Origin of the sequence: Pseudomonas sp. AKS31, from assembly GCF_023634765.1 — a bacterium.
In the GTDB taxonomy this organism is placed as follows: domain Bacteria; phylum Pseudomonadota; class Gammaproteobacteria; order Pseudomonadales; family Pseudomonadaceae; genus Aquipseudomonas.
Genome location: NZ_JAMLFX010000001.1, coordinates 1,194,194 through 1,211,074 on the forward strand (window position 1 = coordinate 1,194,194; position 16,881 = coordinate 1,211,074).

Sequence of the window (16,881 nt, forward strand, 5' to 3'; positions counted from 1 at the left end):
GGTCTTCGACAACTCCGACGGCACCTTGCTCGGCGAATACGCGGCCTACGCGGAGATTTCCATCCGCCGTAAAGTCACCCGCGACAGCCAGACTACTTATTACCTCAACGGCACCAAATGCCGTCGTCGCGACATCACCGATATCTTCCTCGGCACCGGCCTCGGCCCGCGCAGCTACTCGATCATCGAGCAGGGGATGATCTCCAAGCTGATCGAATCCAAGCCCGAAGACCTGCGTAACTTCATCGAAGAAGCTGCCGGCATCTCGAAATATAAAGAGCGCCGCCGCGAGACTGAAAACCGTATCCGCCGCACGCACGAAAACCTCGCGCGTCTGACTGACCTGCGCGAAGAGCTCGAACGGCAACTCGAACGTCTGCACCGCCAGGCCGAAGCGGCGAAGAAGTACCAGGAATTCAAAGCCGAAGAACGCCAGCTCAAGGCGCAACTGTCGGCCTTGCGCTGGCAGGATCTCAACGATCAGGTCGGTCAGCGCGAGTCGATCATCGGTACCCAGGAAATCAGCTTCGAAGCGCTGGTCGCTGAGCAGCGCAATGCGGATGCGGCCATCGAACGTCTGCGCGACGGTCACCATGACCTGTCCGAACGCTTCAATCTGGTGCAGGGGCGCTTCTATTCGGTCGGCGGCGACATCGCCCGGGTCGAGCAAAGTATCCAGCATGGCCAGCAACGTCTGCGGCAGTTGCAGGACGATTTGAAAGAAGCCGAGCGCGCGCGTCTGGAAACCGAATCCCATCTGGGCCACGACCGCACGTTGCTGCTGACCCTCGGCGAAGAGCTGGACCTGCTCACCCCCGAGCAGGAAGTCACCAGCGCCGCCGCCGAAGAGGCCGCCGCTGCGCTGGAAGATTCCGAAAGCGTCATGCACGGCTGGCAGGAGCAGTGGGACGCCTTCAACCTGACCGCCGCCGAACCGCGCCGGCAGGCCGAAGTGCAGCAGTCGCGCATCCAGCAGTTGGAAACCAGCATGGAACGCCTCGCTGATCGACAAAAGCGTCTCGGCGAAGAGCGCGCGTTGCTCTCGGCTGACCCGGAAGACGCGGCGATCATGGAGCTCAATGAGCAGCTCGCCGAGTCCGAAGCGACCCTCGAAGATTTGCAGACCAGCGAAGAAGCGCAGGTCGAAAAGCTTGAACAACTGCGCCAGGAATTGCAGCAAGCGCTGACCGCGCAGCAACAGGCGCAGGGCGATTTGCAGCGCCTCAACGGTCGCCTGGCTTCTCTGGAAGCTTTGCAGCAAGCCGCGCTCGATCCGGGCACCGGCACCGCCGAATGGCTGAAGGAACACAACCTCGCCGAGCGCCCGCGTCTGGCCGAAGGCCTGAAGGTCGAGGCCGGTTGGGAGCTGGCGGTGGAAACCGTGCTCGGTGCCGATCTGCAAGCGGTGCTGGTCGACGATTTCAACGGTTTTGATTTATCCGGTTTCACTCAAGGCGATCTGCGCCTGCTCAGCCCGGCCAGCGATGGCGTGCGGATTGCGGGCAGTTTGCTCGACAAGGTCGACGCGCAGATCGATCTGTCGCCGTGGCTCGGTCAGGTCAAGCCGGTCGACAGCCTTGAGCAGGCCTTGGCCTTGCGCGGGCAGTTGAGCGCTGGCGAGAGCCTGATCAGCCGCGACGGTTACTGGGTCGGCCGGCACTTCCTGCGCGTGCGCCGGGCCAGCGAAGCGGAGAGCGGCATGCTCGCTCGTGGTCAGGAAATCGAAGCGCTGCACCTTGAGCGCGAAGAGAAAGAAGCTACGGTCGAGGCCATGGAAACTCGTCTGCAAACCCTGCGTGCGCAACAGCGCCAGCAGGAAAACGGTCGCGAGCATTTGCGCCGTTTGCTGCAAGACGAAGCGCGTCAGCAAGGTGAGCTGAAAGCTCAGTTGTCCGCCGGCAAAGCCAAGGCCGAACAGCTGACTTTGCGTCGTACGCGCCTCGATGAGGAGCTGGTCGAGCTCGGCGAACAACGCGAACTCGAGCACGAACAGATCGGCGAAGCGCGCATGCAATTGCAGGAAGCGCTGGATGCCATGGCGCTGGACACCGAGCAGCGCGAGTTACTGCTGGCTCAGCGCGACAGCCTGCGCGAACGCCTCGACCGCGTGCGTCAGGAAGCGCGGCAGCACAAGGATCATGCCCACCAATTGGCCGTGCGTCTTGGCTCGTTGCGCGCGCAGCACGACTCCACGCGCCAGGCGCTGGAACGTCTGGAAATGCAGGCCGAGCGCCTGACCGAAAAGCGCGAGCAGTTGAGTCTGAATCTGGAGGAGGGCGAGGCACCGCTGGAAGAGCTGCGCCTGAAACTCGAAGAACTGCTCGACAAGCGCATGACCGTCGACGAAGAACTGAAAACCGCGCAGATCGCGCTGGAAGATGCCGACCGTGAACTGCGCGACGCAGAAAAACGCCGGACTCAGGCCGAGCAGCAGTCGCAACTGATTCGCGGCCAACTCGAACAGCAACGCATGGAATGGCAAGCCCTGACCGTGCGCCGCAAGGCGTTGCAGGATCAATTGCTCGAAGACGGCTACGATCTCAACGGCGTGCTCGCGACCTTGACAGCTCAAGCCAGTGAACGCGAAGCCGAGGAAGAACTCGAACGCATCAATGCGCGGATTCAGCGCCTGGGCGCGATCAACCTCGCGGCCATCGACGAATACACGCAACAGTCCGAGCGTAAACGTTATCTGGATGCGCAGGACGCCGATCTGGTCGAAGCGCTGGAGACCCTGGAAAACGTCATTCGCAAGATCGACAAGGAAACCCGCAACCGCTTCAAAGATACCTTTGATCAGATCAATGGCGGTTTACAGGCGCTTTTCCCGAAAGTTTTCGGTGGTGGGCGCGCGTATTTGGAACTGACGGGCGAAGATCTACTCGATACAGGGGTAACGATCATGGCGCAGCCGCCCGGGAAGAAGAACAGCACCATCCATTTGCTCTCCGGCGGGGAGAAAGCCCTGACCGCACTGGCACTGGTTTTTGCCATCTTCAAATTGAACCCGGCGCCGTTCTGCATGCTCGATGAGGTTGACGCGCCACTGGATGACGCTAACGTTGGACGCTACGCACGCTTGGTCAAAGAGATGTCGCAGACCGTGCAGTTCATCTACATCACCCATAACAAGATCGCCATGGAAATGGCCGAGCAGTTGATGGGCGTAACGATGCATGAACCGGGTTGTTCGCGACTGGTAGCGGTGGATGTCGAGGAGGCGATGGCGATGGTGGACGCCTGAGCCAGCGTGGTGTCGGAAAGGTAATTGGGGGTTGTAGGACTTTTTTACCGGGGCTCGACTTGCTGGCCAATCGACATATTCGCGCAAGCCAATGAGACAGACGGTGTAAAGTTGTCTTTGGTCGTGCTAGTTTAATGTCAATTTTTCGTATACGTGGGCAAAACGCCTGTCAGAACATAGAGTTGGCGCCACGTTTTAAAGCGGTTTGCACAATGTAAACCCCTTATTTTTCAGCATTTTTTATAGAGGCACGGGATTACATGGAAATCGGTCTGCGCGAGTGGCTGATCGTCATCGGCATCATTGTGATAGCCGGTATTCTTTTCGATGGCTGGCGCCGTATGCGCGGCGGCAAGGGAAAACTGAAATTCCGTCTTGACCGAAGTCTGTCCAACCTGCCGGACGAGGACACCAGCGCTGAGCTGTTGGGCCCGGCTCGCGTGCTGGACACTCATAAAGAGCCGCAATTGGATGAACACGATCTGCCGTCGGTGAGCATGCCGGACCGCGAAGCACGCGAGCCTCGCGAATCGGGTTCGAAACGTGGCAAGCGTGGCAGCAACGGCCCGGCTCAGGGCGACCTGAACCTCGACCTGGATCTGGACGGCGGCCCGAGCTTCAGCAGCCGTGACGACGATTTTGTTGAAGGCAGCAAGCCTGCGCCAGCGGTGGCCGACAAGGATCAGCCACAAGCTGAGGAAGTCCTGGTGATCAGCGTGATTTGCCGTGACGCCGCTGGCTTCAAAGGCCCGGCGCTGTTGCAGAACATTCTCGAAAGCGGTCTGCGTTTCGGCGAGATGGATATTTTCCACCGTCACGAAAGCATGGCCGGCAACGGTGAAGTGCTGTTCTCCATGGCCAATGCGGTCAAGCCGGGCATCTTCGATCTGGACGACATCGACCATTTCAGCACCCCGGCGGTGAGCTTCTTCCTCGGCCTGCCAGGCCCGCGTCATCCGAAGCAAGCCTTCGACGTGATGGTGGCCGCCGCTCGCAAGCTGTCGCAGGAGCTGAACGGCGAACTGAAAGATGACCAGCGCAGCGTCCTCACCGCGCAGACCATCGAACACTACCGTCAGCGCATTGTTGAATTCGAACGCCGCGCATTGACCCAGAAGCGCTAAGGCCTGATCAAAAGATCGCAGCCTTCGGCAGCTCCTACAGAGGATCGCGATCCTGTAGGAACTCTCGAGTGCAACGAGGCTGCGATCTTTTAAGGATGAAACTGGAGCAGCCTCGGCTGCTCTTTTGCTTTATGAGAGAACACCCATGACCGCCGCCAAAAACCGCATTCTAGAGCTGCGCGCTGAACTCGATCAGCACAACTACCGTTATCACGTCCTCGACGAGCCGAGTATTCCGGACGCCGAGTACGATCGGTTGTTCCACGAGCTCAAAGCGCTGGAAGCGGCCAATCCTGAACTGATCACCAGCGACTCGCCGACCCAGCGCGTCGGCAGCGTGGCGCTGACCGCGTTCACCCAGGTGCGTCACGAAGTGCCGATGCTCAGCCTCGGCAACGCCTTCGAAGAAACCGACATGCGCGAATTCGATCGCCGGGTGACCGAAGGTCTGGACCTGCCGGCCGGCGATCTGTTCGGTGGCGGTGCGGCGGTGGAATATAGCTGTGAGCCGAAACTCGATGGCCTGGCGGTCAGCCTGCTGTATCAGGACGGCGTGCTGGTGCGCGGCGCCACACGCGGCGATGGCACCACTGGCGAAGACATCAGCGTCAACGTGCGCACCGTGCGCAACATTCCGCTGAAGCTGCACGGCGAAGGCTGGCCGGCGACTCTGGAAGTGCGCGGTGAAGTATTCATGTCCAAGGCCGGTTTCGAGCGGCTCAACGCCTCGCAACTGGAAGTCGGCGGCAAGACCTTCGCCAACCCGCGCAACGCCGCAGCCGGCAGCTTGCGTCAGCTCGATTCGAAGATCACCGCCAACCGTCCGCTGGAATTCTGCTGCTACGGCATCGGTCAGGTCTCCCACGATATTTCCGATACCCACATCGGCAACCTCAAACAGTTGCAGAAGTGGGGCCTGCCGATCAGCCACGAACTGAAGCTGGCCAAGGGCATCGGCGAATGCCTGGAGTACTACCGTGACATCGGCGAGCGCCGTAACGCGCTGGCCTATGAAATCGACGGCGTGGTGTTCAAGGTCAACAGCATTGCCGACCAGCGCGAACTGGGCTTCCGCGCCCGCGAACCGCGTTGGGCGATTGCGCATAAATTCCCGGCGATGGAAGAACTCACCGAGCTGCTCGATGTGGAATTCCAGGTAGGCCGCACTGGCGCCGTTACGCCGGTGGCACGACTGAAACCGGTGAAAGTTGCCGGTGTCACCGTGGCCAACGCCACGTTGCACAACATGGATGAAGTTGCGCGTCTGGGCCTGATGATCGGCGACACCGTGATCATCCGCCGCGCCGGTGATGTGATTCCGCAAGTGGTGCAAGTGGTCATGGATCGCCGCCCGGAAAACGCGCGCGCGGTGCAGATTCCAGAGAGCTGCCCGGTGTGTGGTTCGCACGTTGAGCGCACGCAACTGATCAAGCGCAGCAAGGGCAAGGAAACCGTCAGCGAAGGCGCGGTGTACCGCTGCGTGGGTCGACTGGCCTGTGGCGCGCAACTGAAGCAGGCGATCATTCATTTCGTCTCGCGTCGGGCGATGGACATCGAAGGCTTGGGCGACAAGAGTGTCGAGCAATTGGTGGACGAAGGTCTGGTCAGTTCGCCGGCCGATCTGTATGCGCTGAAGTTCGACGACATCGTCGATCTGGAAGGCTTTGCCGAGGTGTCGAGCAACAAACTGCTGGCGGCCATCGAAGACAGCAAGAAACCGGGGCTGGCGCGTTTCATCTATGCGCTGGGGATCCCCGATGTCGGCGAAGAGACCGCCAAGGTGCTGGCCCGCTCGCTGGGTTCGCTGGAGCGCGTGCAGCAGGCGTTGCCGCAGGTGCTGACCTACCTGCCGGATGTCGGGCTGGAAGTGGCGCACGAGATTCACAGCTTCTTTGAAGATGCGCATAACCGGCAGGTCATCGCTGAGTTGCTGGGCCATGGTCTGCAGATTCAGGATCAGGGTGAGCTGGGCGCCGAGTTTGCTGCCAGCACCACGCTGGGCGGCTTCCTCGACAAGCTGCACATTCCTTCGGTCGGCCCGGGCGGCGCGCAGAAACTCGCGGACAAGTTTGGTTCGCTGGAAGCGGTGATGACTGCTGACTGGCTGGACATGCGTCAGGCCTTGCCGGAGAAGCAGGCGAATTCGGTTCGCGAGTTTTTTGCGTCGGCTGAGCATCGGCAACTGGCTGAGCAATCCGAGAAGCAACTGCGCGATTTCGGCATGCACTGGCAGAGCGAGAAGAAAGTCGTTGAAGGGTTGCCATTGTCCGGCGAGACCTGGGTGCTGACCGGTAAGGTTGAGTTGATGAGTCGTGATGTCGCCAAGGAGCATCTGGAAAGCCTTGGCGCGAAAGTCGCAGGGTCGGTGTCGGCGAAGACCCATTGCGTGGTCGCAGGCCCCGGCGCCGGCTCCAAATTGACCAAGGCCAATGAGCTGGGCGTGAAGGTGATGGACGAAGAAACCTTCATCGCCTTCCTCAAAACCCACGGCGTCGCCGTTTAAGATCAAAAGATCGCAGCCTGCGGCAGCTCCTACAGGGTTAATGTTCCACCACGATAACGCGGGTGTTCACTGATCTCCTGTAGGAGCTGCCGAAGGCTGCGATCTTTTGATTTTTCCACGCAGAGCGTTGGAACGATCAACCCGCGAGAATGATCTAGTCTTGGCAAGCCCCAGGGAGAGATCGCCATGCACCGCTTTTTCGAGCAGCTCAGTTCCCGCATCATCGCGCCGTTTATGGGCGAGTCCTCACGCAACAGCAAAGTCTGGCCGTGCCGCTGCGGCCAGTCGCTGTTCTTTCGCAACAGCCAGTGCCTGGCCTGCAACGCATTGCTTGGTTATCAACCCGAAGAAAGTCGCCTGACTTCGCTGCAACCGGGGCCATACGAGGGCACCTGGACGCTCGACGCTGACCCCGAGGCCGGGCTGTTCCGCCGCTGCGCCAACCTCGATACAGCTGCCGCGTGCAACTGGCTGCTGCCGGCCAACGATCACGACAGCCTGTGCATCGCTTGCAGCCTCAACCGCACCATCCCCGACCTGTCCACCCCGGACAACCCCGAGCGTTGGCGCAAAGTCGAAATCGCCAAGCGCCGCCTCGTTGCGCAATTGATCACCCTCGGCCTGCAAGTCATCCCGAAAACCGTCGATGAAGACACCGGGCTGGCGTTCGACTTCATTGGCGTCGACCTCGAAGGCAACGCGCCGATGACCGGCCACGCCAATGGCCTGATCACCCTAGACATCAAGGAAGCCGACGACGCCCATCGCGAGCAGGTGAGGGCGGCGATGCACGAACCCTACCGCACACTGCTCGGGCATTTTCGTCATGAGGTCGGGCATTACTACTGGGATCGCCTGATCGCCAACGGCCCCTGGCTCGATTCATTCCGCAGTCTGTTCGGCGATGAACGCGCCAGTTACGCCGAAGCGCTCGATCGTCACTATCAACAAGGCGCACCGCTGGACTGGCCGCAGCATTACGTCAGCGCCTACGCAACCATGCATCCGTGGGAAGACTGGGCGGAAACCTGGGCGCATTACCTGCACATGATGGACGCGGTGGACACGGCGCTGGGCTTTGGCATGAGCGCGCGGGAAATGGATTTTGATTACCAGCCGTTTCCCACCAGCACGCTGTACGACCCGGAGCATCCCGGCGGCGCGGCTTTTTTGTCGTTCGTCAACGCATGGATTGAACTGGCCGGGATGCTCAATGAGTTGTCACGGAGCATGGGCCAGCCGGATTTCTATCCGTTCGTATTGCCGGCGCCGGCGATTGCCAAACTGCACTTTATTCATCTGGTGATCCAGCAGGCGGGCGGCAGGGCGGATGAAGTTCTGGCCCTGTAGGCGCTGGCACAGGCTGCGATCTTTATGTCCTTGAACCCGTTCATATTTTTATTCTGCAACCAACGGTTGTAACTTCGTCTCAGATAGGTACAATGGCGCGGCTCGCCGACAGGCAAGCGTCGTTATGGTGACCCCATCGGTCCCCCCGCAACGATTACCCGTGAACCTGGTCAGAGCCGGAAGGCAGCAGCCACAGCGGGAACATTGTGTGCCGGGGTGTGGCTGGTGGGGTTACCACCTTAACGAACAATCGAACGCTTCAAACAGAACTGCATGGGTTTCGCCCACTGCGGTTTTTTTGTGCCTGCGATTTACCAAATCGACACAAATCCCATCCGTTGATTAGGAATCTGTGGGAGCTGGCTTGCCAGCGATAGCGGTGGGTCAGGTTCATCTATTTGACTGAAAATCTGCAATCGCTGGCAAGCCAGCTCCCACAAGGTTATGGGGCGTTGTCGGAGTGGCCGGTGTAGAGCCGGATAATCTCATCAATCTCCCCCGACATTTTCATCCGCAGTAACGTGCGCAGTATCCGTTGCACCGGCACCTGCGGATCATTCCTCACATAACAACCGACCTTCTGCTCCTGCAACACCGCTACCCCTTGCAGTTGTTGCTCCGGCATCAATCGCTGATTGAACCAGTCCAGCGTCCACTGGTTGCTCACCGCATAGCGATAACGCCCGGCCAGCAGTTTTTCCAGCACCTGCTCCTGATTACGCGCATCTTCGCGTTGTAGTCGGTCGGCATCGAACAGCGGTTGCAGAGTCGGGTAGGTGTAGCCAAGAACGGTGCCGATGGCTTGGCGGGGCAGGTGCGCGGGGTTGGCGCTGGCGGGTTGATCTTTGCGGCTGACCAGCAGATCACGCTGAAACAGCAGCGGAATGCTCCAGATGTAATCCCCCGACTGATTCGGCAGCCACGACTGCGCGGCATAGCAGCGCACGTCGATATCGCCGTGTTCCATGGCGGTCTGCACGCGGGCGCGGGGCAGGACGCTAAATTCGGCCGGAACGCCGACCTGGGTGGCCAGGCTGAGCATCAGGTCGTAGAGGATGCCCTGGGTCGGGCGCCCGCGTTCGAATTGCACCATCGGCATCGCCCAGCTGTCGGGCATGGCGAAGCGCAACGGGGCTTCCGCTGCCGTTACGCTCAGACTGATTCCCAGCAACGCCCCCACGGCCCACCGCATAAACGCTCCGGTAATTCCCGATCCCGAGCCGATAAAAGCCTCTGCTCATGCAGCTTAGCCATATTAGACGAGGACACCGGATGCAATTTTGCCCTTGCTCCGCTAGCATTAGCCGCTTCAGCTTCCTTCGTTGCGACGGTTTTCGATGAGTTATCAGGTTCTTGCACGTAAATGGCGTCCGCGCTCGTTCCGCGAAATGGTCGGCCAGACCCATGTGCTCAAGGCTCTGATCAATGCCTTGGACAGCCAGCGGCTGCACCACGCGTACCTGTTCACCGGTACGCGCGGGGTGGGTAAAACCACGATTGCGCGGATCATTGCCAAATGCCTGAACTGTGAGACAGGTATCACTTCCAGCCCCTGCGGCGAGTGCTCGGTGTGCCGTGAGATTGACGAAGGGCGCTTTGTCGACCTGATCGAGATCGACGCCGCGAGCCGCACCAAGGTCGAAGACACTCGCGAACTGCTCGACAACGTGCAGTACGCCCCAAGCCGTGGGCGCTTCAAGGTCTACCTGATCGACGAAGTGCACATGCTTTCCAGCCATTCCTTCAATGCGCTGCTGAAAACCCTCGAAGAGCCGCCGCCGTACGTCAAGTTCATCCTGGCGACCACGGATCCGCAGAAACTTCCGGCAACGATTTTGTCGCGCTGCCTGCAGTTCTCGCTGAAGAACATGACGCCGGAGCGTGTGGTCGAGCATTTGACCCACGTACTGACCGCCGAAAACGTGCCGTTCGAAGACGATGCACTGTGGTTGCTCGGTCGCGCCGCTGACGGTTCGATGCGTGATGCCATGAGCCTCACCGATCAGGCGATTGCCTTCGGTGAAGGCAAGGTTCTGGCCACCGACGTGCGAGCAATGCTTGGCACGCTGGATCATGGTCAGGTCTATGACGTCCTGCATTCATTGATCGAAGGTGACGCCAAGGCGTTGCTCGAAGCCGTGCGTCACCTGGCCGAACAAGGTCCGGACTGGAACGGCGTGCTCTCGGAAATTCTCAACGTGCTGCACCGCGTGGCGATCGCTCAGGCGTTGCCGGAAGGTGTCGACAATGGCCATGGCGACCGCGATCGCGTGTTGGCACTGGCGCAGGCCTTGCCGGCCGAAGACGTGCAGTTCTATTACCAGATGGGCCTGATCGGCCGCCGCGATTTGCCGCTGGCGCCGGATCCGCGCGGTGGCTTCGAAATGGTCCTGCTGCGGATGCTCGCGTTCCGGCCCGCCGATACCGCGGACGCCCCGAGGCAACCGCTAAAGCCAGTGGGGATCAGCCAGGCCACAGTTGATTCCGCAAACTCCGTGGCTGCCGCGCCTGAACCTGCGCCGGTAGTCGCTGCGGCGGTTGCGCCGGCTCCAGCGCCGGCACCTGTTGCAACCCCTGCACCGGCTCCCGAGCCGGCGCCGGTTGCTCCCGTTGCTGCACCAGAACCTGAACCTGAACCTGCGCCAGTCGTTGCCGAGGCCGTCGTCGACCTGCCGTGGAATGACCCGGTAGAGCCCGAGGCTGACCCCGAACCTGCACAGCAACCCGCCGTCGAACCGGTTCTGGAAACCACCGCCGAGCAGCCCGAGTTGCCGCCGATGCCGCTGCCGACCCCGGACAGCGTCGTGCCGGAGGCTCCAGAATGGGCCGCCGCACCGATTCCCGAGCCGTCGGTCGCCGACGTTGATGCCGCCACACCGGGCATTGACCTGGACGACGAACCGCCGCTGGATGAGGATTACATCGAGCCGGACATCGATTCGGCCTACAGCTACCTCGACGAACTGGCCAGCGAACACGCCGCCGAACCAGCCCCGGAGCCCGAGCCAGAACCGGCTGCGGCGCCGGCCACAGGTCTGGCCTTGCAATGGCTGGAACTGTTCCCGAAACTGCCGATCTCCGGCATGACCGGCAGCATCGCCGCCAACTGCACGTTGATCGCGGTCGATGGCGACCATTGGCTGATGCACCTCGATCCGGCGCATAGCGCTTTGTTCAACGCCACGCAGCAGCGACGTCTGAACGACGCGTTGAACCAGTTCCACGGTCGTACGCTGAGCCTGACCATCGAGCTGATCAAGCCCGAGCAGGAAACCCCGGCGCAAGCCGCCTCCCGCCGGCGCGCCAACCGTCAGCGCGAGGCGGAAGAGTCGATCCACGGCGATCCGTTCATCCAGCAGATGGTTCAGCAGTTCGGCGCGGTGGTGCGACACGATACTATTGAACCTGTCGACGCCTTGGTCGCCCAAGGCTAATAACTGAAGGTGCCCGGCCTCGCTGGCCGGACGCTGTTTTGATCCAAGTACTTTTGAGGTGATTCCCATGATGAAAGGTGGCATGGCCGGCCTGATGAAGCAGGCGCAGCAGATGCAGGAAAAAATGGCCAAGATGCAGGAAGAACTGGCCAACGCCGAAGTCACCGGTAAGGCCGGCGGCGATATGGTCACCGTGGTGATGACCGGTCGTCACGACGTCAAAAGCGTGAGCATCGACCCAAGCCTGGTCGAAGGCATGAGCGAAGACGACAAAGAGATGCTGGAAGCGGTCATTGCCTCTGCCGTCAACGACGCTGTGCGCAAGATCGAAAAGAACAGCCAGGACAAAATGGGCAACATGACCGCCGGCATGAACCTGCCGGCCGGTATGAAACTGCCATTCTGATTCGCCATTCGGCGGCAGATGAGCTACACAAAATGCCAGGCATTGCGCCTGGCATTTTTGTTTCTGACTCTTGGAAGTGCGGTGTCTTTGAGGTCGCCTTCGCGAGCAGGCTCGCTCCCACAGGGAAATGCATTCCAAAGGTGGGAGCGAGCCTGCTCGCGAATGAACTCACCTCGTTACAACTGAATAAACATCGAACGCGCAAAAGCCTCAACGGTCTGCTCCCTATACCCGCTGAATTCACACTTCACAGGAGACGCTGACATGTCCGATCCTCTCACCCTCAATCAACGCTTTGTCCTCGCCTCGCGTCCGGTTGGCGCGCCGACCCCGGAAAACTTCCGCCTCGAACGCGAAGCCTTGCCGGATCTGCAGGATGGCCAGGTGCTGCTGAAAACCCTCTACCTGTCCCTTGATCCCTACATGCGCGGGCGCATGAGTGACGCACCGTCCTACGCCGCACCGGTGCAAATCGGCGAAGTGATGACCGGCGGCGCGGTCAGCCGTGTCGAAGATTCGCGTCATCCAAAATTCCACAAAGGCGATCTGGTGGTCGGCGCTACCGGTTGGCAGAGCCATAGCATCAGCGATGGCCGGGATATCATCCCGATTCCTGCCGGGCTGCCGAGCCCGTCGATGGCGCTGGGTGTGTTGGGCATGCCCGGTATGACCGCGTACATGGGGCTGATGGACATCGGTCAGCCTAAAGAAGGCGAAACGCTGGTGGTGGCGGCTGCATCCGGCGCGGTCGGCTCGGTGGTCGGCCAAGTGGCCAAGATCAAAGGCCTGCGCGCAGTCGGTGTGGCCGGCGGTGCCGAGAAGTGCAAATACGTAGTCGAAGAGTTGGGTTTTGATGCCTGTATCGATCACAAGGCGCCCGATTTTGCCGAGCAATTGGCCAAGGCCTGCCCGAATGGCATCGACATCTATTACGAGAACGTCGGCGGGCATGTGTTCGATGCCGTGGTGCCGTTGCTCAACCCCAAGGCGCGCATTCCGCTGTGCGGCCTGATCGCCGGTTACAACGCTTCCGAAGCGCCGCAAGGCCCGGATCGTCTGCCAATGCTGCAACGCACACTGTTGACCAAACGCGTGCGCATTCAGGGCTTCATCGTGTTCGATGATTATGGTGATCGGCAGCCGGAATTCATCAGCCACATGGTGCCGTGGGTGCGCGATGGCAAGGTGAAATTCCGCGAGGACGTGGTGGAAGGCCTAGAGCAGGCGCCCGAGGCGTTTATCGGTCTGCTCGAGGGGCGCAACTTCGGCAAACTGGTGGTGAAGGTCGCCCAGGACTGAGTATTTGACGCTGGCCAGAGGCGCGGGTATAAACCGCGTCTCGTTGTTTTGTCGGACTTTTTACCCATGAGCTTCAGCCCTTTGATTCGCCAACTGATCGACGCCTTGCGCACCTTGCCGGGCGTGGGTCAGAAAACTGCCCAGCGCATGGCGTTGCAGATGCTCGAGCGTGACCGCAGTGGCGGCTTGCGCCTGGCCCAGGCCCTCAGCCAGGCCATGGAAGGGGTCGGTCATTGCCGCCAGTGCCGTACGCTGACCGAAGACGATCTGTGCCCGCAATGCGCCGATACCCGCCGTGACGACACCTTGCTGTGCGTGGTGGAAGGGCCAATGGATGTGTATGCGGTCGAGCAGACCGGTTTCCGTGGGCGCTACTTTGTGCTCAAGGGGCATTTGTCGCCGCTCGATGGCCTGGGGCCGGAGGCAATCGGTATTCCGCAGCTAATGGCGCGGATTGAAGAGGCGGGTACGTTTACCGAGGTCATCCTCGCGACCAACCCGACCGTGGAAGGTGAGGCGACGGCGCATTACATTGCTCAGCTGTTGAGCAACAAAGGCCTGATCGCCTCGCGGATTGCTCACGGCGTGCCGTTGGGCGGTGAGCTGGAGCTGGTCGATGGCGGCACGCTGGCGCATTCGTTTGCCGGGCGTAAACCGATTTCCCTCTAATAAAAATCAAAAGATCGCAGCCTTCGGCAGCTCCTACCTTGGAACGCGTTTCCCTGTAGGAGCTGCCGAAGGCTGCGATCTTTTGATCTTCTGTACCTTGTAAACCAAGCAAGCGCTCGGTTAAGTTCGGTGAACCCTTCCGTGGAGCTCGCCCATGCCTGCCTTTCAGGAATACTTCGACCCCAGCCATCAATTGGTCCGCGACAGCGTCAGGCGTTTCGTCGAACGCGAGATCCTGCCGGACATCGATCAGTGGGAAGAGGCCGAAAGCTTTCCCCGTGAGTTGTATCTGAAGGCTGGCGCGGCGGGCATCCTCGGCATCGGTTACCCGGAAGCGCTGGGAGGCAGCCATGAAGGCGATCTGTTCGCCAAGGTCGCCGCCAGTGAGGAGTTGATGCGTTGCGGCTCTGGCGGCGTGGTAGCGGGGCTGGGCTCGCTGGATATCGGCCTGCCGCCGATCGTCAAATGGTCTCGCCCCGAAGTGCGCGAGCGCGTCGTGCCGCAAGTACTCCGTGGCGAGAAGATCAGCGCCCTGGCGGTCACCGAACCGGGCGGCGGCTCCGACGTCGCCAACCTGCAAACCCGTGCCGTGCGCGACGGCGATGTCTATCGCGTCAGCGGCAGCAAAACCTTTATCACCAGTGGCGTGCGCGCGGATTTCTACACCGTCGCGGTGCGTACCGGTGCGCCGGGGTTTGGCGGCATCAGCCTGCTGCTGATCGAGAAGGGTACGCCGGGCTTCACCGTTGGCCGTCAGTTGAAAAAAATGGGTTGGTGGGCGTCGGACACGGCTGAGTTGTTCCTCGACGATTGCCGTGTGCCTGCAGGAAACCTGATCGGCGCCGAGAACATGGGCTTCGCCTGCATCATGGGCAACTTCCAGAGCGAACGGTTGGCGTTGGCGCTGATGGCCAACATGACCTCACAGCTTGCGCTGGAGCAAAGCCTGAAGTGGGCACGCGAGCGCGAAGCGTTTGGCAAGCCGATCGGCAAGTTTCAGGTGATCAAGCATCGCCTCGCCGAGATGGCCACAGCGCTTGAGGTATCGCGGGAATTCACTTACCGGCAAGCGGCGAAGATGGCGGCGGGGCAGAGTGTGATCAAGGAGATTTCGATGGCGAAGAACTTTGCCACGGACACCTCGGACCGGATCACCACCGAGGCGGTGCAGATTCTTGGCGGGCTTGGTTACATGCGCGAGAGTCTGGTGGAGCGGCTGTATCGGGATAATCGCATTCTGTCGATTGGCGGCGGGACGCGAGAGGTGATGAACGAGATCATCAGCAAGCAGATGGGGCTTTAGAAGCAAAAGATCGCAGCCTTCGGCAGCTCCTACATAGGGATGTGTGTTTCCCTGTAGGAGCTGCCGAAGGCTGCGATCTTTTGATCTTTACTATTTATCGGTCAGGGCAAACTGCGTCAGGCAGAAGCTAGGAATGCCCATGTCCTCAAGCCGCTGCGACCCGCCCAGCTCCGGCAAATCAATAATCGCCGCCGCCTCATGCACCCGCGCGCCCATGCGGCGAATCAGGTTGGCTGCTGCAATCAACGTCCCGCCGGTGGCGATCAAATCATCGAACATCACCACCGAATCGCCTTCACACAGGCTGTCGGCGTGCACTTCCAGGAACGCTTCGCCGTATTCGGTCGCGTAACCTTCGGCCAGCACGTCCGCCGGCAGTTTGCCTTGCTTGCGGAACAGCACCAGTGGTTTGTTCAACTGATAGGCCAACACCGAGCCGATCAGAAAACCTCGGGCATCCATCGCGCCGATATGGGTGAAATCAGCTTCGACGTAACGGTGGGCGAAGCTGTCCATCACCAGGCGCAGGGCCGTTGGCGATTGAAACAGCGGGGTGATGTCGCGGAAGATCACGCCCGGTTTCGGGAAGTCGATCACAGGGCGGATAAGCGATTTGATGTCGAAGGAGTCGAAGACCATCGTCGAGGTGTCCTGGCAGGGCTGCAAACGGCGCAGTATACCCGCGGCTGAAACGCTTCGCTCAACCGCGGATCGAGATCAGCCTTCGATCGAGCCACCGGCCAGCGCACAGAGCTGAATCGGGTCGAGGATGTGAATCTCCTTGCCCTCGGCGGCAATCAGTTCGTTCTGCTGGAAACGCGTGAACACACGAGACACGGTTTCCACGGCCAGACCGAGGTAATTACCGATTTCATTGCGCGACATGCTCAGACGGAACTGGTTGGCGGAGAAACCGCGAGCGCGGAAGCGTGCCGACAGGTTGACCAGAAATGTGGCGATGCGCTCGTCAGCGGTTTTCTTCGACAGCAGCAACATCATCTGTTGGTCGTCGCGGATTTCGCGGCTCATCACGCGCATCAACTGGCGGCGCAGTTGCGGCAGTTGCAGGGCCAGTTCGTCGAGGCGTTCAAAGGGAATTTCGCAGACCGAGGTGGTTTCCAGCGCCTGGGCCGACACCGGGTGTTTCTCGGTGTCCATGCCGGACAGACCGACCAGTTCGCTCGGCAGGTGGAAACCGGTGAGCTGTTCTTCGCCGCCGTCGCTCAGGCTGAATGTCTTCAGGGCGCCGGAGCGTACTGCATAAACGGAATCGAACGTGTCGCCCTGGCGGAACAGGAACTCGCCTTTTTTCAGCGGGCGGCCGCGTTTAACGATCTCGTCCAGCGCATCCATGTCTTCCAGATTCAGAGAAAGTGGCAGGCAGAGAGGGGCCAGGCTGCAATCCTTGCAATGGGCCTGGTTGTGAGCGCGCAGTTTAACTGGCTCGGACATTTCTTAGATCCTTGTGGGAAAACACACATAAGCCGTAAGGGTAACCCACGGGAGGACATTCAGGCCAGTCTGGGGCGACTTTGCCCTACGGGCGTAA

Annotated in this window: 12 protein-coding genes and 1 other RNA gene; 10 read left to right on the top strand and 3 right to left on the bottom strand. The window is 60.5% G+C overall.

Going from position 1 to position 16,881, the window contains the following annotated elements:
- The 5 genes from smc to ffs form a co-directional block, all read left to right on the top strand.
- The coding region (gene smc / locus M9827_RS05375; protein WP_250604007.1) for a chromosome segregation protein SMC at positions 1-3,244 on the top strand (3,244 nt) is incomplete at its 5' end.
- A 260-nt stretch (positions 3,245-3,504) separates the two neighbouring features.
- Positions 3,505-4,368 carry a cell division protein ZipA gene (gene zipA, locus M9827_RS05380; protein WP_250604009.1) on the top strand — a complete coding sequence of 288 codons (864 nt, stop codon included), beginning with the start codon at positions 3,505-3,507 and terminating at the stop codon, positions 4,366-4,368.
- Positions 4,369-4,513: 145 nt separating this feature from the next.
- Positions 4,514-6,871: an NAD-dependent DNA ligase LigA gene (gene ligA, locus M9827_RS05385; protein ID WP_250604011.1), complete on the top strand. Its 2,358-nt coding sequence runs from the start codon at positions 4,514-4,516 to the stop codon at positions 6,869-6,871.
- A gap of 186 nt (positions 6,872-7,057) precedes the next feature.
- Positions 7,058-8,221, top strand: coding sequence for a zinc-binding metallopeptidase family protein (locus tag M9827_RS05390; RefSeq protein ID WP_250604013.1), 1,164 nt, complete (start codon positions 7,058-7,060; stop codon positions 8,219-8,221).
- Between the two features lie 134 nt (positions 8,222-8,355).
- Positions 8,356-8,452, top strand: an RNA gene (ffs, locus tag M9827_RS05395) — signal recognition particle sRNA small type.
- A 211-nt stretch (positions 8,453-8,663) separates the two neighbouring features.
- On the opposite strand, the gene M9827_RS05400 is transcribed toward ffs, so the two are convergent.
- Complete coding sequence (locus M9827_RS05400; protein ID WP_250604015.1) at positions 8,664-9,413, bottom strand: substrate-binding periplasmic protein; 750 nt, start codon at positions 9,411-9,413, stop codon at positions 8,664-8,666.
- A gap of 145 nt (positions 9,414-9,558) precedes the next feature.
- On the opposite strand from M9827_RS05400, the gene dnaX reads away from it, so the two are divergent.
- The 5 genes from dnaX (at position 9,559) to M9827_RS05425 (ending at position 15,332) form a co-directional block, all read left to right on the top strand.
- Positions 9,559-11,655 (top strand): DNA polymerase III subunit gamma/tau, encoded by a 2,097-nt coding sequence (dnaX, locus tag M9827_RS05405; protein ID WP_250604017.1) that lies wholly within the window; start codon positions 9,559-9,561, stop codon positions 11,653-11,655.
- A gap of 67 nt (positions 11,656-11,722) precedes the next feature.
- A complete protein-coding gene (locus M9827_RS05410; protein ID WP_016984747.1) occupies positions 11,723-12,061 on the top strand; it encodes a YbaB/EbfC family nucleoid-associated protein in 339 nt (112 codons plus the stop codon).
- Between the two features lie 264 nt (positions 12,062-12,325).
- Positions 12,326-13,360 carry an NADPH-dependent curcumin/dihydrocurcumin reductase gene (gene curA, locus M9827_RS05415; protein ID WP_250604019.1) on the top strand — a complete coding sequence of 345 codons (1,035 nt, stop codon included), beginning with the start codon at positions 12,326-12,328 and terminating at the stop codon, positions 13,358-13,360.
- Between the two features lie 66 nt (positions 13,361-13,426).
- Positions 13,427-14,029, top strand: a complete 603-nt coding sequence (recR, locus tag M9827_RS05420; RefSeq protein ID WP_122607290.1) for a recombination mediator RecR — start codon at positions 13,427-13,429, stop codon at positions 14,027-14,029.
- A gap of 154 nt (positions 14,030-14,183) precedes the next feature.
- Positions 14,184-15,332 (top strand): acyl-CoA dehydrogenase family protein, encoded by a 1,149-nt coding sequence (locus tag M9827_RS05425; RefSeq protein WP_250604021.1) that lies wholly within the window; start codon positions 14,184-14,186, stop codon positions 15,330-15,332.
- A 90-nt stretch (positions 15,333-15,422) separates the two neighbouring features.
- Here M9827_RS05425 and M9827_RS05430 read toward each other — a convergent pair whose 3' ends face one another.
- Both M9827_RS05430 and fnr read right to left on the bottom strand, forming a co-directional pair.
- Positions 15,423-15,971, bottom strand: a complete 549-nt coding sequence (locus M9827_RS05430; protein ID WP_034152844.1) for an adenine phosphoribosyltransferase — start codon at positions 15,969-15,971, stop codon at positions 15,423-15,425.
- Positions 15,972-16,049: 78 nt separating this feature from the next.
- Positions 16,050-16,784, bottom strand: coding sequence for a fumarate/nitrate reduction transcriptional regulator Fnr (gene fnr / locus M9827_RS05435; protein WP_123448571.1), 735 nt, complete (start codon positions 16,782-16,784; stop codon positions 16,050-16,052).
- Between the last annotated feature and the right edge of the window lie 97 nt (positions 16,785-16,881).

Coding starts and splice junctions, on each gene's coding strand:
- zipA (WP_250604009.1), top strand. CDS start 3,505: ATGGAAATCGGTCTGCGCGAGTGGCTGATCGTCATCGGCATCATTGTG.
- ligA (WP_250604011.1), top strand. CDS start 4,514: ATGACCGCCGCCAAAAACCGCATTCTAGAGCTGCGCGCTGAACTCGAT.
- M9827_RS05390 (WP_250604013.1), top strand. CDS start 7,058: ATGCACCGCTTTTTCGAGCAGCTCAGTTCCCGCATCATCGCGCCGTTT.
- M9827_RS05400 (WP_250604015.1), bottom strand. CDS start 9,413: ATGCGGTGGGCCGTGGGGGCGTTGCTGGGAATCAGTCTGAGCGTAACG.
- dnaX (WP_250604017.1), top strand. CDS start 9,559: ATGAGTTATCAGGTTCTTGCACGTAAATGGCGTCCGCGCTCGTTCCGC.
- M9827_RS05410 (WP_016984747.1), top strand. CDS start 11,723: ATGATGAAAGGTGGCATGGCCGGCCTGATGAAGCAGGCGCAGCAGATG.
- curA (WP_250604019.1), top strand. CDS start 12,326: ATGTCCGATCCTCTCACCCTCAATCAACGCTTTGTCCTCGCCTCGCGT.
- recR (WP_122607290.1), top strand. CDS start 13,427: ATGAGCTTCAGCCCTTTGATTCGCCAACTGATCGACGCCTTGCGCACC.
- M9827_RS05425 (WP_250604021.1), top strand. CDS start 14,184: ATGCCTGCCTTTCAGGAATACTTCGACCCCAGCCATCAATTGGTCCGC.
- M9827_RS05430 (WP_034152844.1), bottom strand. CDS start 15,971: ATGGTCTTCGACTCCTTCGACATCAAATCGCTTATCCGCCCTGTGATC.
- fnr (WP_123448571.1), bottom strand. CDS start 16,784: ATGTCCGAGCCAGTTAAACTGCGCGCTCACAACCAGGCCCATTGCAAG.